The 24,630-nt window shown below is 66.0% G+C and carries 21 protein-coding genes; 6 read left to right on the top strand and 15 right to left on the bottom strand.

What is annotated here, in order from left to right; genetic code table 11:
- Positions 1 to 12: 12 nt before the first annotated feature.
- The 3 genes from DFO50_RS00930 to DFO50_RS00940 form a co-directional block, all read right to left on the bottom strand.
- The gene (locus tag DFO50_RS00930) at positions 13 to 1,626 is read right to left on the bottom strand and encodes a methyl-accepting chemotaxis protein (protein ID WP_233495155.1); all 1,614 of its coding nucleotides are present in this window, start codon (positions 1,624 to 1,626) and stop codon (positions 13 to 15) included.
- Between the two features lie 275 nt (positions 1,627 to 1,901).
- Positions 1,902 to 3,389: a CoA-acylating methylmalonate-semialdehyde dehydrogenase gene (locus DFO50_RS00935; protein WP_112691916.1), complete on the bottom strand. Its 1,488-nt coding sequence runs from the start codon at positions 3,387 to 3,389 to the stop codon at positions 1,902 to 1,904.
- Between the two features lie 25 nt (positions 3,390 to 3,414).
- Positions 3,415 to 4,734, bottom strand: coding sequence for an aspartate aminotransferase family protein (locus tag DFO50_RS00940; RefSeq protein ID WP_028498025.1), 1,320 nt, complete (start codon positions 4,732 to 4,734; stop codon positions 3,415 to 3,417).
- 153 nt (positions 4,735 to 4,887) lie between these two features.
- Here DFO50_RS00940 and DFO50_RS00945 point away from each other — a divergent pair, with 153 nt between their 5' ends.
- Positions 4,888 to 6,273, top strand: a complete 1,386-nt coding sequence (locus DFO50_RS00945; RefSeq protein ID WP_107888794.1) for a PLP-dependent aminotransferase family protein — start codon at positions 4,888 to 4,890, stop codon at positions 6,271 to 6,273.
- A 22-nt stretch (positions 6,274 to 6,295) separates the two neighbouring features.
- Here the strand turns inward: DFO50_RS00945 and DFO50_RS00950 are convergent, their stop codons facing one another.
- Genes DFO50_RS00950 through DFO50_RS00965 form a run of 4 tightly spaced genes read right to left on the bottom strand, consistent with a single transcriptional unit; the run spans position 6,296 to position 12,508 of the window.
- Complete coding sequence (locus DFO50_RS00950) at positions 6,296 to 7,606, bottom strand: TolC family outer membrane protein (protein WP_158537384.1); 1,311 nt, start codon at positions 7,604 to 7,606, stop codon at positions 6,296 to 6,298.
- A 43-nt stretch (positions 7,607 to 7,649) separates the two neighbouring features.
- Positions 7,650 to 10,727: an efflux RND transporter permease subunit gene (locus DFO50_RS00955; protein ID WP_107888796.1), complete on the bottom strand. Its 3,078-nt coding sequence runs from the start codon at positions 10,725 to 10,727 to the stop codon at positions 7,650 to 7,652.
- On the bottom strand, positions 10,724 to 11,866 hold the full coding sequence (locus tag DFO50_RS00960; protein WP_107888797.1) for an efflux RND transporter periplasmic adaptor subunit: 1,143 nt from the start codon (positions 11,864 to 11,866) through the stop codon (positions 10,724 to 10,726). Before DFO50_RS00960 ends, DFO50_RS00955 begins: the two co-directional genes overlap by 4 nt.
- A 6-nt stretch (positions 11,867 to 11,872) precedes the next feature.
- A complete protein-coding gene (locus tag DFO50_RS00965) occupies positions 11,873 to 12,508 on the bottom strand; it encodes a TetR/AcrR family transcriptional regulator (RefSeq protein WP_107888798.1) in 636 nt (211 codons plus the stop codon).
- 178 nt (positions 12,509 to 12,686) lie between these two features.
- On the opposite strand from DFO50_RS00965, the gene argB reads away from it, so the two are divergent.
- From argB to DFO50_RS00980, 3 genes are all read left to right on the top strand, one after another.
- Positions 12,687 to 13,559: an acetylglutamate kinase gene (argB, locus tag DFO50_RS00970; RefSeq protein WP_028498030.1), complete on the top strand. Its 873-nt coding sequence runs from the start codon at positions 12,687 to 12,689 to the stop codon at positions 13,557 to 13,559.
- A 64-nt stretch (positions 13,560 to 13,623) separates the two neighbouring features.
- Positions 13,624 to 14,079 (top strand): CBS domain-containing protein, encoded by a 456-nt coding sequence (locus tag DFO50_RS00975; RefSeq protein ID WP_028498031.1) that lies wholly within the window; start codon positions 13,624 to 13,626, stop codon positions 14,077 to 14,079.
- Between the two features lie 102 nt (positions 14,080 to 14,181).
- Complete coding sequence (locus DFO50_RS00980; RefSeq protein WP_107888800.1) at positions 14,182 to 14,841, top strand: pyrimidine 5'-nucleotidase; 660 nt, start codon at positions 14,182 to 14,184, stop codon at positions 14,839 to 14,841.
- A gap of 35 nt (positions 14,842 to 14,876) precedes the next feature.
- On the opposite strand, the gene DFO50_RS00985 is transcribed toward DFO50_RS00980, so the two are convergent.
- From DFO50_RS00985 to DFO50_RS01015, 7 genes are all read right to left on the bottom strand, one after another.
- Positions 14,877 to 16,004, bottom strand: a complete 1,128-nt coding sequence (locus DFO50_RS00985; protein WP_051528652.1) for a VanZ family protein — start codon at positions 16,002 to 16,004, stop codon at positions 14,877 to 14,879.
- 34 nt (positions 16,005 to 16,038) lie between these two features.
- Positions 16,039 to 16,764 carry a hypothetical protein gene (locus DFO50_RS00990; RefSeq protein ID WP_112691917.1) on the bottom strand — a complete coding sequence of 242 codons (726 nt, stop codon included), beginning with the start codon at positions 16,762 to 16,764 and terminating at the stop codon, positions 16,039 to 16,041.
- A 139-nt stretch (positions 16,765 to 16,903) separates the two neighbouring features.
- Complete coding sequence (htpG, locus tag DFO50_RS00995; RefSeq protein WP_028498034.1) at positions 16,904 to 18,802, bottom strand: molecular chaperone HtpG; 1,899 nt, start codon at positions 18,800 to 18,802, stop codon at positions 16,904 to 16,906.
- A 188-nt stretch (positions 18,803 to 18,990) separates the two neighbouring features.
- Positions 18,991 to 19,878 carry a DMT family transporter gene (locus DFO50_RS01000; RefSeq protein WP_028498035.1) on the bottom strand — a complete coding sequence of 296 codons (888 nt, stop codon included), beginning with the start codon at positions 19,876 to 19,878 and terminating at the stop codon, positions 18,991 to 18,993.
- A 66-nt stretch (positions 19,879 to 19,944) separates the two neighbouring features.
- Positions 19,945 to 20,700, bottom strand: a complete 756-nt coding sequence (locus tag DFO50_RS01005) for an AraC family transcriptional regulator (RefSeq protein ID WP_112691918.1) — start codon at positions 20,698 to 20,700, stop codon at positions 19,945 to 19,947.
- 58 nt (positions 20,701 to 20,758) lie between these two features.
- Complete coding sequence (gene yegQ / locus DFO50_RS01010) at positions 20,759 to 22,114, bottom strand: tRNA 5-hydroxyuridine modification protein YegQ (protein ID WP_028498037.1); 1,356 nt, start codon at positions 22,112 to 22,114, stop codon at positions 20,759 to 20,761.
- A gap of 134 nt (positions 22,115 to 22,248) precedes the next feature.
- Positions 22,249 to 22,458: a hypothetical protein gene (locus DFO50_RS01015; RefSeq protein WP_028498038.1), complete on the bottom strand. Its 210-nt coding sequence runs from the start codon at positions 22,456 to 22,458 to the stop codon at positions 22,249 to 22,251.
- A 315-nt stretch (positions 22,459 to 22,773) separates the two neighbouring features.
- On the opposite strand from DFO50_RS01015, the gene DFO50_RS01020 reads away from it, so the two are divergent.
- Both DFO50_RS01020 and fliW read left to right on the top strand, forming a co-directional pair.
- Positions 22,774 to 23,436: a DUF3298 and DUF4163 domain-containing protein gene (locus DFO50_RS01020; protein ID WP_158537385.1), complete on the top strand. Its 663-nt coding sequence runs from the start codon at positions 22,774 to 22,776 to the stop codon at positions 23,434 to 23,436.
- A gap of 34 nt (positions 23,437 to 23,470) precedes the next feature.
- Complete coding sequence (fliW, locus tag DFO50_RS01025) at positions 23,471 to 23,914, top strand: flagellar assembly protein FliW (RefSeq protein ID WP_112691920.1); 444 nt, start codon at positions 23,471 to 23,473, stop codon at positions 23,912 to 23,914.
- 37 nt (positions 23,915 to 23,951) lie between these two features.
- Here the strand turns inward: fliW and DFO50_RS01030 are convergent, their stop codons facing one another.
- A complete protein-coding gene (locus DFO50_RS01030) occupies positions 23,952 to 24,539 on the bottom strand; it encodes a DUF4760 domain-containing protein (RefSeq protein WP_084299787.1) in 588 nt (195 codons plus the stop codon).
- Positions 24,540 to 24,630 lie beyond the last annotated feature (91 nt).

Genomic DNA, 24,630 nt, shown 5'->3' on the forward strand with positions numbered 1-24,630 from the left:
CTGCACTGCCCCTTACACCTGGAAGCGCGACACCGTTTCCCGCAGACGCGAGGTCAGCTGATGCAGTTCGACAGTAGAGGTCGCCGTCTCCTTGGCCACCAGTGCATTGCTGGCCGCGCCCTGCGCGATCCGCTCCACATGCTGGGCGATATCGTTGCTGGCCTGGCTCTGCTCCTGCAGCGAGTGCGAGATATCGTTGACCACGCCGACCACCGAGGCGGAGCTGGCACGAATGCGCCCGATCGCCTCGCCGCCCTGCCCTGCCAGTTGCACCCCGGTCTGCGCCCGCTTCACCGCATCGGCAATATTGTTGCGTGACGCATCCGACGTGGTCTGGATCGCACCGATCATGTTGCCGATTTCCTGGGTCGCCTGGGTCGTACGCTCGGCCAGCTTGCGCACTTCGTCGGCCACCACCGCAAAGCCGCGACCGCTTTCACCTGCCCGTGCCGCTTCGATGGCGGCATTCAGCGCCAGCAGATTGGTCTGGTCGGCCACATCGCGGATCACGCTCATGATGCTCTTGATTGATTCGGTCTTCTCGGCCAGTTCGCGGATCGAATCCGATGCGACTTCCACTTCCTGGCTGATGCGGGTGATCTCGTCCACCGTGCCGTTGATGACCGTCGCGCCCTGCTCGGAAATTTCACCCGAGGCCGCCGACTGCTCCCGCGCCAGCTGCGCGTTGTCGGCAATATGGGTGATGCTGGTGGTCAGCTGCTCGATGGCGGCAGCCATCGCTGCCGCGGCCTGGCTCTGGTTTTCCGAGTTCTCTGCATTGACGTCGGCATGCTTCTCGATTTCACCGGCCATCTGTCCGAGACTGTCGGCACTGTTGATGACGTCGGAGATCAGTGTGCGCAGCTTCTTCTGCATCCCGGCAATCGACGCCAGCAGGCTGGTGGTGTCATTGGCGGCCAGTTTCACCGGGTAACCGAGGTGGCCGTCGGAAATGGCGTGGACGATTTCGGCGGCATAGGCCGGCTCGCCACCCAGGCTGCGGATCACCCGCCGCGAGATCATCAGGCCGGCGGCCAGCAGCGCGCCGGTCAGCAGGGCGATAATCGGCAACAGCTCCAGGGCACTCTTCCAGAATGCCGCGTCCACGTCGTCGACATAGACGCCGGTACCAACCACCCACTTCCATTCCGGCGTGGTCACCACAAACGAGACTTTCGGCACCGGCTTGTCGGCGCCCGGCTTGCCCCAGACATACTCCATGCGGCCATGATTCTGCGACAGCGCATTGCGGAACATGTCGCCCATCGGCTGGCCGTCCGGCGTCTTGACCTTCTCGATGCTGGTGCCGAGCAGTTCCGGACGCGGCCCGATCGCCGCATAGTTGAAGTCCTTGTCGAGCATGAAGATATAGCCGGTCTGCCCGTCATAGCGCTGTGCCGACACGGCAGCCTTGGCCTGGCGCTGGGCCTCGGCCAGCGGCAACCGGCCGCTTCTGGCCTCGTTCTCGTAGTACCCGACCAGCGTGACCGCGGCTTCTACCAGGTTGCGGGTCTTGGCAACCCGGTCCTCGAGCATGGTGTCGCGCTGCCCCTTGAGCGCAATCACGCTCAGTATCACCATGCCGGCGCAGGCCAGTCCGACCAGCGCGCCCAGCTTGGCGCGCATGGATAATTCTCGTTTCGCCGACATCTTTTCCCCTTGATTCTTTGTCGTGTTCTGCATGAGCGGTACGCCCACAACGCACCGGGCCATGGTCCGGTGCGTTGCACGGCAGGCAAAAATGGCTGCCAGCCTGAGATACATCGGACCCGGCTCGGGTTTATTTAATCTGGATGCTGATTATTCACTAAAAATTAAAGGCTGGCGCGACATGTTCTGTCGCACCAGCCTCATGATGCCGGCCCGCCGGCAAACGGCGGGTCAACGGGCCCGAAAACCGCTTACTTCATCGTCGGCATGGAGAACTCGGCCGTCAGCCGTGCAGGCCAGCGCGAGGTCACCGTCTTCATCCGCGTATAGAACCGTACGCCTTCGTGGCCATGCACGTGGTGATCGCCAAACAGCGACGCCTTCCAGCCGCCGAAACTCATGAATGCCATCGGCACCGGAATCGGCACATTGATCCCGACCATGCCGACCTGGATGCGGCGGGTAAATTCGCGAGCCGCACCGCCGTCTCGGGTAAAGATGGCGGTGCCGTTGCCGAATGCGTGGCCGTTGATCAGTCCGATGGCCTCGTCCAGCGACGCGACCCGCACCACGGCCAGCACCGGACCGAAGATTTCTTCCTGATAAATGCTCATGCCCGGCGTGACGTGGTCGAACAGGGTGCCGCCGACAAAGAAGCCATTCTCGTGACCGGCCACCACATGGCCACGGCCATCAACCACCAGCGTCGCCCCCTCGGCCACGCCGGCCGCGATATGGTTTTCCACCCTGGCCTTGTGCTCGCGGGTGACCAGGGGTCCCATGTCGGCGTCAGCCTGGCTGCCCGGGCCGATCTTCAGCGAACGGGTCCGCCCGGCCAGCTCGGCAACCAGTGCATCGGCCGCATCACCGACCGCCACCGCAACCGAAATCGCCATGCAGCGCTCACCGGCCGAACCGTAGGCCGCCCCCATCAGCGCGTCGGCGGTCTGGGCAATGTCGGCGTCCGGCATCACCACCAGATGGTTCTTCGCCCCGCCGAGCGCCTGCACCCGCTTGCCGGCGGCAGTGCCGCGGCTGTGGATGTAACGGGCGATCGGTGTCGAGCCGACAAAGCTCACGGCCGCCACGTCGGGATGGTCAAGCAGCGCGTCGACGGCGGTCTTGTCGCCATGCACGACGTTGAACACGCCATCGGGCAGACCGGCCTCGTGCAGATAGTCGGCCAGTTTCAGTGCGGCTGACGGATCACGCTCCGATGGCTTGAGCACGAAGGTATTCCCGCAGGCCAGTGCGACCGGAATCATCCACAGCGGCACCATGGCCGGGAAGTTGAACGGCGTGATGCCCGCCACCACCCCCAGCGGCTGGCGCAGATTGTAACTGTCGACCCCGGTGCCGACCTGATCGCAGTATTCACCCTTCAGCAGTTGCGGGATGCCGCAGGCGAATTCGACCACCTCCAGCCCGCGCGTGACCTCGCCCAGCGCATCCGGCACGGTCTTGCCATGCTCGGTCGAGATCAGGGCAGCCAGGGCCGGGGCTTCGCGTTCCAGGATCTCCTTGAACCTGAACATCACCCGCGCCCGCTTCAGCGGCGGCGTTTCCGCCCACGCCGGCCACGCCGCCTGCGCGGCGGCCACCGCCGCGTCGACATCGCCCGCATCGGCCAGGCACAGCCTGGCAGTCACTTCACCCCAGGCCGGGTTGTACACGTCGCCGCGCCGCACGCCGCGGCCGGTCGTCCGCTGGCCGGCAATGTAATGGGGGATTTCCTGCATGGTTTTCTCCACGATTCCAGTGTTCTCAGTTGATTTCACGCAGCACGTCACCAATGGTGGCGAACAGCCGTCCGATCTCGGCGCTGTCGATGATCAGCGGCGGCGAGCAGGCGATGACGTCGCCGGTAAAGCGCACCATCACGCCCTTTTCCCAGCATTTGAGGAACACATCATAGCCGCGCGCGCCCGGCTCGCCGGGTCGCGACTCCAGTTCGATGCCGGCCACCAGGCCGAGGTTGCGGATGTCCTTGACGAACGGCGCGCCGCGCAGGCTGTGCGCCGCTTCCTCGAACGCCGGCGCCATGCCGGCGCTGCGCTCGAACAGTTGCTCGTCCCGGTACAGTTTCAGTGTGGCGATCGCCGCCGCGCAGGCCAGCGGGTGGCCGGAGTAGGTGTAGCCGTGCGGGAATTCGATGGCGCGCTCGCCGACGGCCGCGGCCATGAACGCATCGTGAATGGCCGGTTTGACCAGTACGGCACCCATCGGCACCGCGCCATTGGTCAGCCCCTTGGCGCAGGTCAGAATGTCCGGCACCACATCGAAGCGCTGCGACGCCCACGGCGCGCCCAGGCGGCCGAAGCCGGTAATGACTTCATCGAAAATCAGCAGGATGCCGTACTTGTCGCAAATCTCGCGCAACCGCTTCAGATAGCCCTTCGGCGGCAGAATCACGCCGGTCGAGCCCTGCATCGGCTCGACGATCACCGCGGCAATGGTCGACGGATCATGCAGGGTGACGATGCGCGACTCCAGTTCGTCGGCCAGCTCGATGCCGAAGGCCGGCTCGCCACGGCTGAACGCGTTGCGATCGATATCGAGCGGATGGCGCAGATGGTCCACCGCAGCCAGGCCGACCGGGAAGTGCTTGCGGTTGCCGGCGATGCCGCCGACCGCCACACCGCCGTAGTTGACGCCGTGATAGCCGCGCTCGCGGCCGATCAGCTTGACCCGCGCCGCATCGCCGCGTACCCGGTGATAGGCCTGGGCGATCTTCAGCGCCGTATCGGCGGCTTCCGAGCCGGAGTTGACGAAGAACACCTTGTCCAGCCCCGCCGGCGCCATGCCGGCCAGCGCGGTCGCAGCCTCGAACATCTGCGGATGGCCCATCTGGAATGGTGGCGCGTAATCGAGCACGGCAGCCGCACGCTGGATCGCCTCGACGATCGGGCGCCGGTTGTGGCCGGCATTCACGCACCACAGGCCGGAGGTGCCATCCAGCACCTTGCGGCCGCTGTCATCGGTGTAATACATGCCGTCGGCCGCACACAGCAGGCGCGGACTGGCCTTGTAGTGGCGGTTGGAAGTGAACGGCATCCAGAGCGCGTCGAGGTCGGCGGGTTTCATGTTTCTCTCTCTCATGTCGGTTTGCGCTGCGATGGCGCGGGCATTGCCCGCTCAGCGGCTGCCGGGGCAATGCCTGCAATCTAGGTTGCATGCCGGGACAAAAACAGAGACAGTTCGCACAAATTGCAACGGTACTGTACTGGCCAATCCACCATGACACTCGAACACTACGTGCTGCCGGAGATGGCGCATGCCACGCTGGTCGAACGCGTCATCGCCCTGTTCGACCAGGCGATCAAGGCCCGGCGGCTGTCACCCGGCCACCGGGTGCCGTCGATCCGCAAGCTGGCGGGCGAACTGGCCATCAGCCCGTTCACCGTGACCGACGCCTATCAGCGGCTGGTCGCGCGCGGCCTGCTCGAGTCACGGCGCGGTTCCGGCTACTTTGTCGCCGGCGGCCGCCCGGTCAGCACGCCGGCCGACCCGCCGCCGGTGCGCGAGCTGGCCATCGATGCCTACTGGCTGTCGCGCAATGTGTACGAGTCCGGCGACATGCTGCTGCCGGTCGGTGGCGGCTGGCTGCCGTCGGCATGGTTCGAGGCAGTGCCGCTGGCCCGCGCCCTGCGGGCACTGGCACGCGACGGCATGCCGACCACGCGCTATGGCCAGCCGCAGGGCTGGCTGCCGCTGCGCGAGCATATCGCCGACCGGCTGGGCGATGCGGAGATCACCGCCAGCCCGCGCGATATCGTACTGACCCACGGCGCCAGCCAGGCGATCGACCTCGCCGCCGCCGTGCTGGCGCGGCCCGGCGATACCGTGCTGGTCGACGACCCCGGCTACTGCAACCTGATTTCCTGCCTGCAACTGCGCGGACTGAACGTGATCGGCGCGCCGTGGACGCCACAGGGACCGGATCTGGCCGAGCTGGCCCGCCTTGCCGCCCTGCATCGTCCGCGTGCGTTCTTCACCAATCCGTGGCTGCAGAATCCGACCGGCTGCTCATACACACCGGCCACGGCATTCGGCGTGCTGCGACTGGCTGGCGAATTCGACTTCACCGTGGTCGAGGACAATGTGTCGGCCGATTTCGTTTCCGGCCGGCAGACAGCGCTGGCGGCCCAGGGCGGGCTCGGGCGGGTGATGTATATCGGCAGTTTCTCGAAGACGCTGTCCCCGGCGCTGCGGGTCGGCTTCGTGGCCACCGACCGCGCCCGGGCCGACGAGCTGGCGCACGTGAAGATGATCACCGGCCTGACCTCCAGCGAATACGGTGAGCGCATGGTGCTGAGTCTGCTGGAGGATGGCAGCGCCCGCCGTCAGATCGAGCGCCTGCGCGCCAGGCTGGCCGAGGCGCAGCCGCGCGCACGCGCCAGGCTGGAAGCCGCCGGCTATGAGTGCTTCGGCAGTGAATCGGGCGGCATGTTCATCTGGGCACGCCGGCCGGGCCACGATCCGGTCGCCCGGGCCGAGCACGCCGGTCGGGCCGGGGTGCTGCTGGCGCCGGGACGGCTGTTCCGCCCCGGCCAGACCGGCAGCGAATGGCTGCGTTTCAACGCGGCGTACTGCCTTGATGCACGGCTGGATGGCGTGTTGTGAGCGGCGTCAGCATCCGTCGCAGCTAGTTGGCAAGAAAACGATTGATCTCGGCCAGATCCTGCGTCTCCAGCTGGCCGACCGACTGCGCCAGTTGCAGTCGCGACAGCAGGTACGCGTACTTTGCCTGCGCCAGGTCGCGCCGGGCCTGGAACACGCTCTGCTCGGCATTCAGCACGTCGAGGCTGGTCCGCACGCCAACATCGCGACCAAGGCGGGTCGAGGCCAGCTGGGTTTCCACCGACTTGACCACGTTCTGCCGCGCCACCACCTGCGAGGCGCCGGCGGTCACGCCCAGATAGGCAGTCCGGACCTGCTGCTCGGCGGTGCGGCGGCTGGTCTCCAGATCCTCGCGTGCGGCGTCGCGCAGCGCGGCTTTCTCCCGCACCTGCGACTGCACGCCACCACCGGCAAACAGCGGGATGGTCAGGGTCAGACCGACGCTGTTGCCCTCGGTCTTGTTGCCGCCGAACAGCGGCGACAGGTTGCTGTCGTTTTTCTGCCACCCGGCATTGAGGTTCAGGGTCGGCAAGTGACCGGCCCGGCTGACGTCGATGCTCTTGTCGGCGATCAGCACCTGCTTGCGCCGCACCGCCACGTCGAGGTTGCCGCCATCGACGCGACTGATCCACGCGTCGACATTGGCCGGCGACGGCGTTTCCAGCGGCAGCTTCGGCGCCAGCGGTTTCAGCGAGTCACCGGGCAGGTTGGTCAGCAGCAGGAAGGCGTTGCGCTTGATGGCGAGGTCGTTCACCGCCTGGATTTCCACCGCCACCGCATTGTCGAAGTTGGCCTGCGCTTCATTGGTGTCGACGATGGTCGCGCTGCCGACTTCAAAACGCTTTTTCGCCTCGGCCAGTGACTGGGCAAAGGCGTCCTTCGCGCCCCGGGTATAGGTCAGCGTGTCTTCCGCCAGCAGTACGTCGAAATAGGCGCGGGCAACGCGGACGATCAGGTCCTGGTCGGCGGCTTTCAGCTGGTCGTCAGCGATCAGCGCCTGCTGTTCACCGATCGAGTAGCCGGCGAACCTGGCCCAGTCGAATACCGTCTGCGTCAGCTGGATGCCGCCGACACGGGTGGTGTAATCGGGCAGGCCGTTCGGGGTCTTCGGGTAGTTGCGGGTCGCGCTGTAGCTGCCATTGATCTGTGGCAGCAGCGGCGCCCGGCCCTGCACGCGCGCCTCGACGCCCGCTTCACGCCGGGCACGGGACGAGGCAATGCCGGAATCGTAGTCACGCGCGGCCCGCCAGGCATCCATCAGGTCGGCGGCACCGGCGCCGGTCGTCGTCACGGCGATCATCAGCGCCAGCCAGCGCGGGGAAAAACTCGTTTTCACTCCAGTATCCTTCTGTGTTGCATTTGCACACGAATCCCTTGTCTCAGTCAGCGGCCGGTGCCGGCCGCGGCACCCGGTACCAGGCCGCATACAGCGCCGGCAGGAACAGCAGCGTCAGTACGGTCGCCACCAGCAGCCCGCCCATGATGGCGACCGCCATCGGCCCCCAGAACGTGCTGCGCGTCAGCGGCACCATGGCCAGGATCGCCGCCGCGGCCGTCAGCATGATCGGCCGGAAGCGGCGGACCGTACTGCCGATCACGGCCTCCCACGGCGCAATGCCCTCGGCAAGGTCATGCTCGATCTGGTCGACCAGGATCACGCTGTTGCGCATGATCATCCCGGCCAGCGCAATCACGCCGAGCATGGCGACGAAGCCGAACGGCGCACCGAACAGGATCAGCGTCAGCGACACCCCGATCATGCCCAGCGGCGCGGTCAGCAGCACCATGACCGTGCGCGAGAAGCTCTTCAGCTGCACCATCAGCAGTGTCACCACGATCAGCAGCATCACCGGCGCGATGGTGCCGATGGCCTGCTGCGACTTCATGCTCGACTCGAGCGAACCGCCAAGCTCGATATGATAGCCGGGTGGCAGCGTTTTCCCGAATGCCTGCATGGCCGGCCACAGCGCCAGCGACACATCGGACGCCTGGACGCCGTCGCGCACGTCGGCCCGCACCGAGATGGTCGGCTGCCGGTTGCGCCGCCAGACGATACTCTCCTCGGGTGCATAACTGATGTGCGCAACCTGCGATACCGGCACGAAACGCCCGCTGGCAGTCTGCACGGTCAGGCCGCCGAGTGCGGCCACATCATGTCGCTCGTCGGCGGACAGCCGCACCATCACGTCGATGCTGCGGTCGTTGTCGCGGAAGTCGGTGACGGCGGCACCGGAAATCTGCATCGCCAGCTGTCGCGCCAGCGCCTGCGAGTCGATGCCGAGCGCCCGCGCCCGGTCCTGATCCACCGTCAGCCGCATCGCCTTGACCTGCTCGCCCCAGTCATTGTTGACGTGCCGGGTATCGGTGTGCGCCCGCACCTTCTGTTCGACCTGGGCCGCAATGCGACGCAGCTCGACCGGATCGTCACCCATCACCCGGAACTGCACCGGATAGCCGACCGGCGGGCCGTTCTCCAGCCGGACCACCCGGCCGCGCACCAGCGGAAAGTCGGTCTCGAACGCGCGTTCAAGCTTCTTCTTCACCGCTTCACGCGCAGCGAGATCGCGGGTCATCACCATCAGCTGCGCATAGTTCAGGTTCGGCTGCTGCTGGTCCAGCGGCAGGTAGAAGCGCGGCGAGCCATTGCCGACATAGCTGGTGACCGACAGCACGTGCTCGTCATTGGCCAGGCGCGCCTCGACCGCCTTCACTTCGCGCTCGGTCGCCGCATAGCTGGCCCCCTGCGGCAGCCACAGGTCAACCAGCAGTTCGACCCGGTTCGAGGCCGGGAAAAACTGCTGCGGCACGAACAGCCTGAACGCGACCAGCGACAGCACGAAGGCCGCCAGCGTCAGCGCAATGACGGTCTTGCGGTATTCCAGGCACCATTCCAGCGTGCGCCGGAAGCGCAGGTAGAACGGCTTGCGGTACACATCGACGTGCGGCGCGTCCTCGCCATTCTTGTGTTCCTTCAGCAGCAGGAAACCGAGGTACGGCGTGAACAGCACGGCGACAAACCATGAAATCACCAATGCCAGCCCCACCACGGCAAACAGGCTGAACGTGTATTCACCGGCATTCGAGCGGGCGAGGCCGACCGGCAGGAAGGTCGCCGCCGTAATCAGCGTGCCGGTCAGCATCGGGAAGGCCGTGCTGGTGTAGGCAAAGGTCGCGGCACGGAAACGGTTCCAGCCCTGCTCCAGCTTCAGCGACATCATTTCCACGGCGATGATCGCATCGTCGACCAGCAGGCCCAGCGCGATGATCAGCGAGCCGAGCGAGATGCGCTGCAGGTCGATGCCGAACGCCAGCATCGCCAGGAAGGTGATGGCCAGCACCAGCGGGATCGACAGCGCGACCACGACGCCGGTACGCAGGCCGAGGCTGACAAAACTGACCGCCAGCACGATGGCCACCGCTTCAAGCAGGGAACGCATGAATTCGCCGACCGCCTCATGCACGACTTTAGGCTGGTCGGACACGGCATGGATCTCGATGCCGTGCGGCATGGTGCGCTTGAGGTCGAGCACGAAGGCATCCAGTGCCTGGCCGAGCTTGAGCACGTCGCCGCCCTGCTTCATCGAGATGGCCAGGCCGAGCGCCTCCTTGCCGTTGAAGCGCATCTTGAAGGTGGCCGGGTCGACATAGGCGCGTCCGACCCGGGCGATGTCGCCGACGGTGAACGATCGCCCGCCGGCGGCAATCGGCGTGCCGGCCACGGCGGCCACCGAGTCGTACGGACCGCTGACGCGGACGAAAATGCGGTCGCTGGCCGTTTCGTAAGTGCCGGCCGGCTCGACGCTGTTCTGCTTCGCCAGCGCTTCCCACACCGTCGACAGGTCGATGCCGAGGTTGGCCAGCCGGGCAGTGTCGATATCGACATAGATCTTCTCTGCCTGGTCGCCGACGATCTGCACCTTGGCCACATCCGGCAGCCGGGTGGCGGCCAGCCGGGCGTACTCGACGTAGCGGCGCAGCGCCTCGGGGCTGAAGCCGTCCGAGGTGAACGCATACAGATTGCCGAAGGTATCGCCGAATTCGTCATTGAAGAACGGCCCGCGCACGCCGGACGGCAGGCCGCCCTGCGCTTTCAGGTCCCCGATCTTCTTGCGTACCTGATACCAGGCATCAGTGACGGCACGGCCGCGCACGTCCTCGCGCAGGCTGACGATCAGCTGTGCCTCGCCCGGCTTGGAGTAGCTGCGCACGAAGTCCAGCTCGGGCATTTCCATCAGCTTCTGCTCGACACGGTCGGTCACTTGCTGCTCGACCTCGCTGGCCGTCGCCCCCGGCCACACCACCTGCACCAGCATGGCCTTGAAGGTGAACTCGGGGTCTTCCTTCTGGCCGAGATGGGCATAGGCCCAGACGCCGGCCATCAGCAGCACCACGATCAGGTAGCGCGTCAGCGGCGCATTGCTCAGCGCCCATTCGGACAGATTCGGACCGCGCATCATGGCTGGCCACCGCTGGCCGTCGCCTTGTCAGTGCCGACCTGGGCCAGTGCCGGCTTGCCGGGGCGCGGCGACGGATCGAGCCGCCTGACGCGCATGCCGTCGCGCAGCAGGTGAACACCGGCCGTCACCACGGTTTCGCCGGCCCGCACCCCGCTGGCCACGGTCACGGTCTGGCTGTCGATGCCGGCCAGCGTTACGGCCCGTTTTTTCACCCGCAGCGTCTTGCCGTCCAGCACCCACACCGCATGCCGGCCCTGCTCGTCGAGCACGGCAGTCAGCGGCAGGCGCATCTGCGCCGGCTGGTCGCGCCCGGTCACGAACACGGTCGCGCTCATGCCAAGCTTGACCGCGTCGTCGGCGGCGGGAATCGACAGCCGCGCCTGATAGGTCCGCGAGACCGGATCGGCCACCGGCGCCAGTTCACGCAGGGTCGCCGGGTAGCGGCGCCCGTCATTCCACAACTGCACGCTGTAAGCGCTTGCGGTGCGGAATGCGGCCAGCCGCGCCTCCGGCACATTGACCACGGCTTCGCGCTCACCCGGTACGGCCAGGGTCACGACGGTCTGGCCGGCCTGCACCACCTGGCCGGGTTCGGCGTCGATGCGACTGACCACGCCATCGCGTTCGGCGGTCAGCGTCGCATAGGCGCGGCGGTTCTGGCTGACGGCCAGGTCGGCACGCGCCTGTTTGACCTTTTCACGGGCAACCACCACCCCGCTGGCGCGGCGGTCGAATTCGGCCTGGCTGATGAAGTGCTGGGCCAGCAGGCCCTGATAGCGGGCCAGATCGGTTTCCTGCTGGCGGTAGTCGCTTTCCGCCGCCGCCAGTTGCGCCTGTCTGGCGGTCAGTTCCAGGCCAAGGTCGGCCGGATCGAGCCGCAACAGCGGCTGGCCGGTGCGAACCATGGCGCCGGGGTCCACCAGCCGTTCGGTCACCTTGCCGGCCACGCGGAAGCCTTGCGGCGATTCATGCCGGGCCCGGATGTCGGCAGCAAAGCGCTGGGTGGCAGCAACGGCATCCTCGCCGACGACAGTGGTGCGGACCGGGCGGATTTCTTCTTCAACGGCAGGTCGGTCCTTGCAGGCCGCCAGTATCAGGCTGGCCAGCAGGACGGGAATGAGCAGGGTTCGCTTGGGCATGGTGTCTCAGCCGCGGGTGCAGAGGCCGCGGGTCAGCAGGTCGTGGATATGGTCGATATGGCGCACCATATCGATCGGTTCGGCTTCGAAACGGGCGAACGAGTGTTCCCACAGCAGGGCCATCACCAGCGGGGCCAGCACGATCTGGACCGTTTCATCGAGGTCGAGATCGGCGCGGAACTCGCCGCTGGCCATGCCGCGCGTCAGCAGTGTGCGCAACAGCGCCCGGGCACGCAGGATGACTTCGTCGTAATAGAAGCGCGCCAGGTCGGGAAAGTTGCACGCTTCGGCCACCATCAGCTTGACCAGCCCGCTGCTCTGGCTGGCCTGCACGTCCTCATTCCAGCGCTGCATCAGCAGGCGCATCTGCGCGGCGACCGGACCGGCGCCGTTCTCGGCCGCCGCCTCCAGCCGGGTGATATTGGCCAGCAGGCCGTTGCGGACTACCGCTTTCAGGATTTCGGCCTTGTTCTCGAAATACAGATAGGGCGTGCCCTTGGTCACGCCGGCGGCGCGGGCAATGTCCTCAAGCTTGGTCGCCTTGTAGCCATGTTCGATAAACAGGATCTGTGCAGCGGCCAGGATCTCGTCCGGCCGCGCGTCCTTGCGCCGGTGCCAGCGTGTGCCATTCTGGTTTTGCATGGTCGGAAACGTCCGTCATGAATCACGATGACGCGGGAGACTACCGGCATTTTTCCCTGTTGTGCATAAAAAATAAATACTGGTTCATTAATTGATGCAGCAATCTGCGCTCCTCGGGCAGACACGAGTTGCCGGGATACGGCTAGAATTTGCATTTTTGCGACAGCAAGGATTCGCCATGCCATTCGATGCCCAGGAGCAGGCCGCCATTCTGGCCGAGGCCCTGCCGTATATCCGCCAGTTCAGCGGCAAGACGCTGGTCATCAAGTACGGCGGCAATGCCATGACCGACCCGGCGCTGAAGGAAGGCTTTGCCCGTGATGTGGTGATGCTGAAGCTGGTCGGCCTGAACCCGGTCGTCGTCCATGGCGGCGGCCCGCAGATCAATGACCTGCTGACCCGCCTCGGCAAGCACGGCGAATTCGTCGCCGGCATGCGCGTGACCGACAGCGAGACCATGGACGTGGTCGAAATGGTGCTCGGCGGTCTGGTCAACAAGGAAATCGTCAATCTGATCAATCAGGCCGGCGGCCATGCCATCGGACTGACCGGCAAGGACGGAGGCTTTATCCGCGCCCGCAAGCTGTATGTCGCCGCCGACGGCAACCCGGCCGTGGATATCGGTCAGGTCGGCGAGGTCGACTCGATCGACCCGGCCGTGGTCGCCCTGCTGTACGAGAAGGACTTCATTCCGGTCATCGCCCCGATCGGCGTCGGCCCGGATGGCGCGGCATACAACATCAATGCCGATCTGGTCGCCGGCAAACTGGCCGAAACGCTGCACGCGGAAAAGCTGGTGCTGATGACCAACACTCCGGGCGTACTCGACAAGGACGGCAAGCTGCTGACCAGCCTGACCCCGGCACAGGTCGACCTGCTGTTCGCCGACGGCACGCTGCACGGCGGCATGCTGCCGAAAATCAGCTCGGCACTGGACGCGGCCCGCAACGGCGTGAACTCGGTGCACATCATCGACGGCCGGGTCAAACATGCGCTGTTGCTGGAAATTCTCACCGCAGCCGGCATCGGCACCATGATCCGCGCCGCTTGATCCGGGCCGGCGGGCGCGGGCGCACTATAGTGGAAACACCCCTACTGTCCGACAGGAGACCACCATGAGCGCCACCGCCCGCCAAATGCTGAAAGAGAAACACACCGCCGCCCTGATCTCGATTGCCCCGGATGCCAGTGTGTTCGAAGCCCTGCAACTGCTCGCCCAGCGCGATATCGGCGCCGTGGCGGTCATGGACAACGGGCGGCTGGTCGGCATTTTCTCCGAACGCGACTACGCCCGCCGCATCGTGCTGCAGGGCCGGACGTCGAGCAATACGCTGGTGTCCGAGATCATGACCGCGCGGGTCCACGTGATCAGCCCCGACCGCACGGCCGAGCAGTGCATGGCGCTGATGACAGCGGAACGCATCCGCCATCTGCCGGTGGTGGAAAACGAACAGGTAATCGGCATGATCTCGATCGGCGACGTGGTGCATGCCACCATTGCCGACCAGCAGATCGCGATCGACTCGCTGAGCAAGTATGTGATGGGGTGCAGCCAGCTCGGCTGTCAGTAGCGCCAGCGCGTTGCACATTGCAGCGCGCCCCGCTCCGCTCCTATCATGTCGCCCCGCCCATTGCGGCCGCCGTCGTCCCCGTCGGCGGCCTTTGTCTGCCGTATGCCCCCGATCTGGATCTTCGACCTCGACAACACCCTGCATCACGCATCACCCGGGGTGTTCCCGCATATCAACCGCATGATGACCGCCTATATCATGCGTCACCTGGATATCGCCGAGGACGAGGCGCAGCGGCTGCGCGCCGCCTACTGGCGCCGCTACGGCGCGACGCTGACCGGGCTGGTCCGCCACCATGCCGTCGACCCGCTGCACTTCCTGCAGGCCACCCACCCGATTGACGAGTTGCTGCCACTGGTCCGGTTCGACCCGCAGCTGCAGCGCACCTTTGCCCGCCTGCCCGGCCGCAAGGTGCTGCTGTCCAACGGCCCGTCGTGGTACTGCGCCGGTATTCTCGAACGACTCGGCATCGACCGGCATTTCAGTGCCCAGTTCGCCATCGAGTCGGCCGATTTTCTGCCCAAGCCCGATGTGCGCGGCTACCGTGCCGTGCTGGCCCATCTGCGCGCTCCCGCATCACGCTGCATCATGGTCGAGGATGCACGGGTCAACCTGCGCACGGCCAAGCGGCTCGGCATGCGCACGGTATGGATCGCGCCCGGCCAGGTAGCGACACCGGGCTATGTCGACCATCGCATCGCTCATATCGCCCAGTTGCTCGGACTGCCCCACAGCGCCACGGCAAACAGCAAACGGCCGTAGCGGGGTTTCCCCGCGAGGGCGGGGAGCAATCCGGGCTAGCCGATCGGGTCCGGGCGCGGCGGCCGGAAGCGCGACCACAGGATGCGCCACAGCGCCAGCGACAGGCAGCCAATGGCGGCCCACGGCCACCAGCGCGAGGCAAAGTCGGCCAGCGCATTGAGATTGCGCAGATGGCCCTCGTTCCAGCGGAACAGCGCCAGTTCCTCGCCGCTGTCACCGGCTTCGGCCAGCGGCCACAGCTCGGTCAGCCAGATGCTGCCGGCCAGCGCCAGCAGGGCCAGCAGCAATTGTCCGCCGCGCGGCAACCGGGTGCACAGCCAGGCGGCCAGCAGGCCGGATACCAGCCCCAGCGCCACGTTGTGGTTCATCCATTCAAAGAACGCCATCGGCTTCAGCAGCATGCCGGCAGCCAGCATCTTGACCAGCCAGGCGGCGGCAAGAAACAGCAGCACGGCGCGCAACTGGTAGCGCCGGCGTGACAGGAAGGCGGTAATGAACAGCAGGGTGGCGGTCAGATGCAGCATCGCCCCGCCCGCCTCCAGCAGCATCAGGAACAGCACCGGATCGGTCAGCGGCGACAGGAAAGGCTGCGGCAGACCGCGCGGCATCACCACCACGCCGAACAGCGGCACCGCCGGATTGATCTGGGTCAGGAACCAGACCGCCAGCAGCATCAGCGCATAGTCCGCCGTCGAGTCGGGCACGAACCAGCGATAGCGCCGTGCCAGCAGCCAGGCGCCGATGCGCCGGCACAGCGGCACGGTGGCAATGGTGGCACCGATGGCACCGCCAAGGGCGTTGCAGATCAGGTCGAGGTTGGACGAGACGCGGTTGGGCAGGAAGTTCTGCGTCAGCTCGACCGCAAAGCTGGTCGCACTGGCGGCGACGCAGGCAAACAGGAAACCCAGCCAGCGCCGGCGTGACATTCGCGCCAGGGCAAAACCGTATGGCAGGTAGGCCAGCACATTGACGACATTGTCGAAGTCGCGCTGGTAGTAAGGCAGCGGGTAGGTGAGGAAATCGAGCAGCGGCTCGCCGCTCCACTCCCAGCCGGAGAACGGGTACAGGCTGACGACGACGATCACGCCAAGCCAGATCAGCGCAAACCAGCGCGACACCAGATGCCGGGCCGGTTGCAGCAGGTGCAGACCGTAATCAGACATGTGCGGAAACATCCATCATTGCCAGACTCCGCCGTCAATGCACCGCACGCAGGCGCATGTACACCACGCCGGGCAGCAGCAGCGCACCGGCACTGGCCCCCGCCCGCACCTGGCGGAACACGTACTGCCCCCTGTCACGGCTCAGCAGCAGGGTCGTCGGCGTGCCGCCATCGTCCAGTCGCAGGCTGTCGCCGCGGGTTTGCGCCAGACAGTCGCCGGCCAGGCACAAACGGTAGTGGCGGAACTTGTTGGTGCCCTGCAGCGAGCCATCCGGATGGAAGGTGACGATCTGTCCGGTGCCACGACCGCGCGCGGTCAGCACTTCCCAGCGCCCCGGAAACATCGCCGCATTGGCTGCGGCGCGAAAGGCACCGTCCGTCCCGGCCGCCACATCGCCAGCCGGAACGAAGCGTGCCCCGCCCGGCGACATCAGTTGCCCCCCGGCCAGCGGCCACGCCTGCTGGTCGATCAGCAGCCGCTCGCCATCGCGCTGCCAGCGGACCGGCGTCCAGCGCTCGCCATCTCCGCGCTCGGCGCGGCCATCCGGCTGCAGCAGCAGCTCGGCTGCCGGCTGCGACGCCAGCGCCTGGCGTGGCGAGCCGGTCTGACGCAGCGTGTCCAGCGCACTCTGGTTGATCCAGCGTGATGCCACCGGGGGCGGAGCGACCGGGGCCGGTTCCACCTGCGCCGGTGCCACGCCCGAGCAGGCGGTCAGCAACAGCATCGAGGCAAACGGCAGGGACAGAAGGCGAAAGGACATGGCTGGCTTTCCGGGTCAGTGGATTGGGGAACGAACGCCCATTGTCCCGCAACTCTCCCGTCGCGGCGAGGCGGTTCCCGAAAGGAAAAGGCCGGCGGAGACTCCACCGGCCTTGGCAAGGACCTGATCCTGACCGATGCTACGCGGCCATTTCCAGCATCAGGCTGTTGACGCGGCGCACGAAGCTGGCCGGGTCATCGAGCTGGCCGCCTTCGGCCAGCAAGGCCTGGTCGAACAGCACGCGGGCCAGCTCGCCGAAGCGGGTGTCGCTCTGCTCCGCGTCCAGCTTCTTCACCAGCGGGTGGGCCGGGTTCAGTTCCAGCACCGGCTTCTGGTGCTCGATTTCCTGTCCGGCCGACTTCAGCAGCCGTTCCAGATGGGTGCTCATGCCGTGCTCGCTGGCGACCAGGCACGCCGGCGATTCGGTCAGACGGTGGGTCACGCGGACTTCACGCACCTGTTCGGTCAGCGCCTTGCCCACACGCTCGATCAGCGGCTGCAGGGTTTCCTCGACCTGTTTCTGCGCTTCCTTCTCGGCCTCGTCCTCGAGCTGGCCCAGGTCGAGTTCGCCCTTGGCGACCGATACCAGTGCCTTGCCGTCGAACTCGGTCAGATGGCCGGTTACCCATTCGTCGACGCGGTCGGACAGCAGCAGCACTTCCACGCCCTTCTTGCGGAACACTTCCAGGTGCGGGCTGTTCTTCGCGGCGGCAAAGCTGTCGGCGGTGATGTAGTAGATCTTGTCCTGCCCGTCCTTCATCCGCGCGACGTAGTCGGCCAGGCTCACGTTCTGCACATTGCTGTCATTGCTGGTCGACGCGAAACGCAGCAGCCTGGCGATGCGGTCCTTGTTGGCGAAGTCCTCGCCAATGCCTTCCTTCAGCACATTGCCGAAGGCCTGCCAGAAGGTCGCGTACTTGTCCGCCTCATTGCTGGCCAGGTCTTCCAGCACGCCCAGCACCTTCTTCACGCAACCGGCGCGGATGGCGTCGATATCCTTCGAGCCCTGCAGGATTTCGCGCGACACGTTCAGCGACAGGTCGGCCGAGTCGATCACGCCCTTGACGAAGCGCAGGTACAGCGGCATCAGCTTGTCGGCGTCGTCCATGATGAACACGCGACGGACGTACAGCTTGACGCCGTGCTTGCGTTCGCGGTCCCACAGGTCGAACGGTGCCCGCGACGGGATGTACAGCAGTTCGGTGTATTCCTGGCGGCCTTCGACGCGGGCATGAGTCCAGGCCAGCGGGTCTTCGAAATCATGGGCGACGTGCTTGTAGAACTCGCGGTACTGCTCGTCGCTGATCTCGCTCTTCGGCCGTGCCCACAGCGCGGACGCCTGGTTGACCGGCTCGAACACGGCAGCGGGCGCCGGTTCGTCACCGTCAGCAGCTTCCGGCGTGCTCAGCATCTCGATCGGGATGGCGATATGGTCGGAGTACTTGCGCAGGATGCTGCGCAGGCGCCAGTCGTTCAGCAGCTCACCCTCGTCTTCGCGCAGGTGCAGCACGATCTCGGTACCGCGGCCGGCCTTGTCGACCGCCTCGATGCTGTACTCGCCTTCGCCGGCGGATTCCCAGCGCACACCGGCATCGGCCGGCAGACCGGCACGACGGGTGGTCAGCGTGACCCGGTCGGCGACGATAAAGGCCGAGTAGAAACCGACGCCGAACTGGCCGATCAGGTTGGCGTCCTTGCGGGCGTCGCCGGTCAGGCTGTCGAAGAAGGCACGGGTGCCCGATTTGGCGATGGTGCCGATATGTTCGATCACCTCGTCGCGGCTCATGCCGATGCCGTTGTCGGCAATGGTCAGGGTGCGGGCGTCGGCATCGAAGGTAATGCGGATCTTCAACTCGGCGTCGTCTTCATACAGTGCCGGGTTGGCGATGGCTTCGAAACGCAGCTTGTCGGCAGCGTCGGACGCGTTGGAGACCAGCTCGCGCAGGAAGATTTCCTTGTTCGAGTACAGGGAATGGATCATCAGCTGCAGCAGCTGTTTGACTTCGGCCTGGAAGCCCAGAGTTTGCTTCTCGCTCATAGGTCGCTCTTGCATCGGAGTAGGGTTGCCAATGCACAGGCAGATGGGAACGGAAGACCCCGTTTTCAATAGGGCCGGATCCGCGGCGATGAATATGCCGTCAGACTGTCCGTCAATCCCCCCGCGAAAAACGACTGAGACCGTTGCTGCCCACCTTCATGAGCAGTCTGGCGGTAGCGAATACGCCATCATTGCAGTGTGGCGGCGATGGCCGCGGACTCGCGCCGCTTTGCCTGCCGCTGCGCCGACAGCACGATGGCGGCCACGATCAGCCCGCCGCCGATCAGCATGCGTACAGTCGGTGTTTCGCCGAACAGCCACCAGGCAATGGCGATGCCGTAAACCGGTTCCAGCGCAAAGATGGCAGCGGCCGTGCGCGCATTCAGCACCGCCAGGCTGGTGACGAACAGACCGTGGGCCAGCCCGGTGCACAGCACGCCGAGCAGCGCCAGCCACAGCCAGTCGGCCGCGCCCAGCGCCGGCAGGCCGGTCGCGGCAAACGGCAGCACGCACAGCAGCACGGCGCAGTTCTGCCACCACGCCACCACCAGCGGCGCGACACGTGCCGCGATCACCCGGTTGCTGAGTGACAGCAGCGCAAACAGCAAGCCGGACAGCACGCCCCAGGCCAGCCCCGCCAGCCCGCTGCCGGCCTCGAACGACGGCGTGACCAGGATCAGGCCGAAGGTCACCACGGCGACCACGGCCATCTCGTCACGACGGATGCGCTCACGGAACAGCAATCCTTCCAGCAGCACGACCAGCGCCGGAAAACTGGCGAAACCGAGTGTGGCCAGTGCCACGCCCCCGGTCTGTACTGCATGGAAAAAGGTCAGCCAGTGTCCGGCCAGCAACACGCCGCCGAGCGCCAGCCAGGCCAGGCTGCGCCGCGACACGTTCTGCCACGGCCGCTGGCCGGCCCAGACCGAAGCGGGTGCCAGTGCCAGCAGCGCAAACAGCGCGCGGCCGCAGACAATGACCACGGCCGGAGCGGCCACCAGTTTGCCGAAGATGCCGGTCAGACCGAACAGCAGCGCGGCGACATGCAGCATCGACAAAGCAAGGCGGGGCGTCATGGCAAGGCTTCCGGAACGGGAAACGGCCAGTCTAGTGCGGGTACGGCCGGTCGGTCTGTCGCGCCACTATTGTCGTTTGCCGGCAGACTCGCGTCGGCGGATATCGCGCGGCGTCAGGCCATGCGCGCGTACCAGTGCGGCGGTAAACGCGCTTTGCGACGCGTAGCCGACCCGGGCGGCGACCTCTCCGACCGCCAGTGTCGTCTGCTGCAGCAGGTCGATGGCCAGCGCCAGCCGGTGGCGGCGCACATAGTCCATCGGCGTCAGTCCGGTTTCGGTCAGAAAGCGCTGATGCAGGCGCGACACCGACAGCCCGGCCAGACGGGCCAGATCGGCAACCTGCAGCGGTCGCGCCGCACAACGGTCGATATGGGCGTCAATGGCCGCCAGCGGCAGCGCACCCGGCGCCTCGGCCGGCCGGCTCAGGCCGGACAGCAGCAGGGCGGCGGCATGGCTGCCGAGAGTGCTGTCGTGCAGTGGCTGGGTCGACAGCCAGCGCACCAGACCGTCGAGCCCGGCCGGCAGTGACAGCACGCGCGGCTGGTCGAGCAGGCGCTGGCCGGCATCGGCTTCCGGCCCGAGCGCGGCACCGAGCCAGATGGCGTCGGCCGGCAGATCGGCCACCAGACACAGTCCGTCGCCGGCATAGACGTGGCGGCAGGCGGGCGGGATGACCGCCGCCTGCCGCTCGCCGACGCAGCCGCCGTGCCCGTCGAGTTCCAGCCGCAGGCCACCACGGAGGCCAAACACCAGCTGGGTGTGATCATGGTCGTGCACGCGCACTTCCGCATCGTAGCGGCGGATGGACAGGACGGGGGTCATGGCGGGCACTCCGGAAAAACCGGCACCCAGCTTACCGCGGCCGGACGCCGGCCACCATTCAGTCGAACAGGCGGACGATCAGCGCGCCATCAGCCGGGCCGCCGAGATCCATCCAGACGCGGATGCCGTTGCCGGCGGCCACGTCGAGCGGGCTGCCATCGTCCTTGTGCAGCGCGGTGATGGTCAGCGTGCGGTTGCCGGCCCGATGAACGATCTCGATCCGGTCGCCGACGGCGAAGCGGTTCTTGACGTCGACCAGCGCGCGGCCGTCGGCCGCGATCTCCAGCACTTCGCCCACGTACTGGCTTTTCTTCGCCTGCGAATGGCCGGTCAGGTAGTTCTGGTAATCCTGGGTCTGGTGGCGTTCGAGGAAGCCCGGGGTATAGCCGCGATTGGCCAGACCATCGAGGTCGGCCAGCAGCGACAGGTCGAACGGCCGGCCGGCCGCCGCATCGTCGATGGCCTTGCGATAGGCCTGGGCCGTGCGCGACACGTAATAGACCGATTTGGTGCGGCCTTCGATTTTCAGTGAATCGACGCCGATCTTCACCAGCTTCTCGACCTGCTCGATGGCACGCAGATCCTTGGAATTCATGATGTAGGTGCCGTGCTCGTCCTCGATGATCGGCATCAGTTCACCGGGACGGCTGCCCTCTTCGATCAGATAGGTGCGATCGGCCAGCGGGTGGCGCTCGGCCCCGCCGCAGGCGGCGAAGTTCCGGTTTGCCTCGTCCATGGCCTGGCCGAAATCGAACTGGATGCGCTGCACGTCGCCGGCGTCGTCGTCGCGGGTATCGTGCATCTTGTAGTCCCAGCGGCAGGCATTGGTACAGGTGCCCTGGTTCGGGTCGCGATGATTGAAATAACCGGACAGCAGGCAGCGTCCCGAGTAGGCGATGCACAGCGCACCGTGAACGAAGACTTCCAGTTCCATGTCCGGGCAGGCCTGGCGGATCTCGGCGATTTCGTCGAGGCTCAGCTCACGCGACAGGATGACCCGGGTCAGACCCATTTTCTGCCAGAACTTCACGCCCATCAGATTGGTGGTATTGGCCTGCACCGACAGATGGATCGGCACCTCCGGCCATTTCTCGCGCACCATCATGATCAGCCCCGGATCGGCCATGATCAGGGCGTCCGGCTTCATGGCAATGACCGGCTCCATGTCGGCCATATAGGTCTTGAGCTTGGCGTTGTGCGGCAGAATGTTGCTGGCGACAAAAAACAGCTTGCCGCGTGCATGCGCCTCGTCGATCCCCTGCCTGAGTTCGTCCAGCTTGAATTCGTTGTTGCGCGCGCGCAGCGAGTAGCGCGGCTGGCCGGCGTATACGGCATCGGCGCCGAAGTCGTAGGCGGCGCGCATCTTGGCGAGGTTGCCGGCGGGCAGCAACAGTTCGGGAGCTTTGGTGGTCATGGCGGGAAACGGCGAAAACGGCGGAAAAGACAAGGCCCGCAAGGCTTGCGGGCCGGCTCGATCGCGCGGAGTATCCGCGCCGGGCGCGCAGGCGTCAAGCGCAGCCCGGCAAAAACCCGTACGCAAACAGGGGTTTAGCCGCGCCGGCCGAGCAGTGCCACCAGCGACACGGCCTGCAGCAGAAAGCCCGCGGCCATGGCCGGCAGCGCGAACACGCGCCAGGCGCCCCACTCGGGGGTCTGCAGGGCCGCGCCGCTGAAGCCGAACAGCAGCGTGCCGACGAGAAAGGCCAGCACCAGCAACAGTCTGGGCAGGCGGGACAGGCGCAACATCAGTGTTTTCATCAGGCGGGGATCAGCCGCGAGGCGGATGCCGGATCAGGCCGGCCCGCTCGCGCGCGGTCTCAGGGTGAGCAGGACCACGATTGTAGCCGAGACCGCCTGGCGCGCAGCCTGTCGGCGTTCACGATTGCATGGGACAATGCCGTTTTGCTGCACACTGACCCTGAAATCATGCCGATACCGTTTTCCCGTGCGCCACGCTGCCGGGCAAACCGTCCCGCCGGGTCTCTGCCCGGCGTTGCCGCTGCGACACTGCTGTGCCTGCTTGCACCGTCCGTTCTCCATGCCGCCACTCCCGCTGCCCCGCCAGCAAACAGGGTGTCCCCCGCCAGGCCGGCATGGCGGCTGGTTACCGATTCCGTCACCCTCCGCACCCGCGCCCTGAAACTCGATGCGCGGATTCCGCGCGTCATCGGCCTGAGCGACAGCACACGACAGCGCATCAACCAGGCGCTTGAACTGCCGCTGCGCGCCGATATCGCTGCCGTCCGCCATGACTATCGCGCCGAGCCTGCCGGCCGCAACGGCCGGGGCACGCCGGACGAATTCCTGTATGACTACACAGCCAGGCCCAATCCGCGCGGACTGGTCAGCGTCAGTCTGGTGTCGTGGAGCTATACCGGCGGTGCGCACGGCAACGGCAATCTGGCCACCCGTCACTTCGACAGCAGCACCGGCGCACCGGTCAGCCTGCCCGGCCTGTTCAAACCCGGTGTGCAGTGGAAGCCGCGCGTGATGGGCGAACTGGCGCTTCAGATCCGGGCCCGCAACGCCGATGAACGCAAGAAGGCGCCAGAGATGCCGGCCGACTGGCAGCCGTTCGAAATGCCGCGGGACCTGAATGCGCAGCAACCATTCTGGTTCTCGCCCGCCGGCGATCTGGTACTGGCGTTCGGGCAGTATGAAGTCGCCGCGTACGCTTATGGCATGCCACAATTCACCATTCCGGCAGCCCGCATCGCCGATCTGCTTACACGCTGATTTACCTTCATCCACGACGACTCAGGAGCTTGCCATGCTGTTCCATTCCCAACTTCTCGGCCAGGTCGACATCGACGAGCATTCCGTCCTCACCCTGGCCGCCCCGCTGGCCGGGCTGGAGGACTGCACGCGCTTCAAGCTGTTCCATGACGAAGGGACCGACGACACGTCGCGCCATGTGTACTGGATGCAGTCGCTCGACAGTCCGGCGGTCACGTTCAGCCTGACCGATCCGGCCTGCTTCGGCATCCGCTACGAACTGGATCTGGAAAACGAGCGCGACGCGCTGCAGCTCGAACGGGCCGAGGATGCCGTGGTGCTGGTCATGGTCTACAAGGACGTGCAGCAGGCAACGCATCCGGCACTGGCGCCGCTGAAGGCAAACCTGTCCGCTCCGCTGGTGATCAACACCGCTTCGCGGCGGGCACTGCAACTGCCGGGGCTGATCGTCGATGTGTGCATGCGCCGGGTAGGCTGAAGACTGCGCCGCCTTTGTACAGGAAAAGGCGGCGCCCTCAGACGGACTGGCAGCAGGCGCCGCCATGCGGCGGATCGGTGACCGGCTCATCCCGCCAGCGGTTCGCCAGCCACTCCATTTCGGCAAACAGCCGGTTGCGACGGCTCTGGCGGCGAAGCTCGACCACATACGGGGCCAGGGCGTCCCAGTCGCGAATCAGCAGCGAGCGCTTCATCCGCTTGTACACCCCTTCATCGAAGGCGCCCTCCCGGATGCCGGCGGCAATGAATTCATACTGGTTCAGCACCGCCAGGATCGTCCGGTTCTGCTCCGCATGGTCGACCAGGTCCCGGCAGGCAAACGGGGTGAAATTCACCTGATCCTCATGCATGCCGGCAAAAACGGCACGCGCCGCTTTCAGCTCCGCATCACGGTTTTCGTTGATCACCACATCGACCGTGGCCCGGCGCCGCGCCTGGACCTCGTTGCGGTCGGACTGGATTCTCAGCAGCCGCAATTGACGCGCGGCGTACAGGCACAGGCCGGCCGTGGCCACGGCGGACAGGAAAACGGCTCCTGTATGGAGCCAGAAGCCGAGGGTTTCGCCAAGGTAAAGTGCGACATCCGTCGCCCGGGAGGAAGACATCCGCCAGGCGCCCCCTTACAGGTCCCAGCCTTCATCGGGCACCAGACTGACAAATACACGCATGATTCTCTCCTTGTGGAATGAAACCGTC

The organism is Microvirgula sp. AG722 (genome assembly GCF_003269145.1).
In the GTDB taxonomy this organism is placed as follows: Bacteria; Pseudomonadota; Gammaproteobacteria; order Burkholderiales; family Aquaspirillaceae; genus Microvirgula; species Microvirgula aerodenitrificans.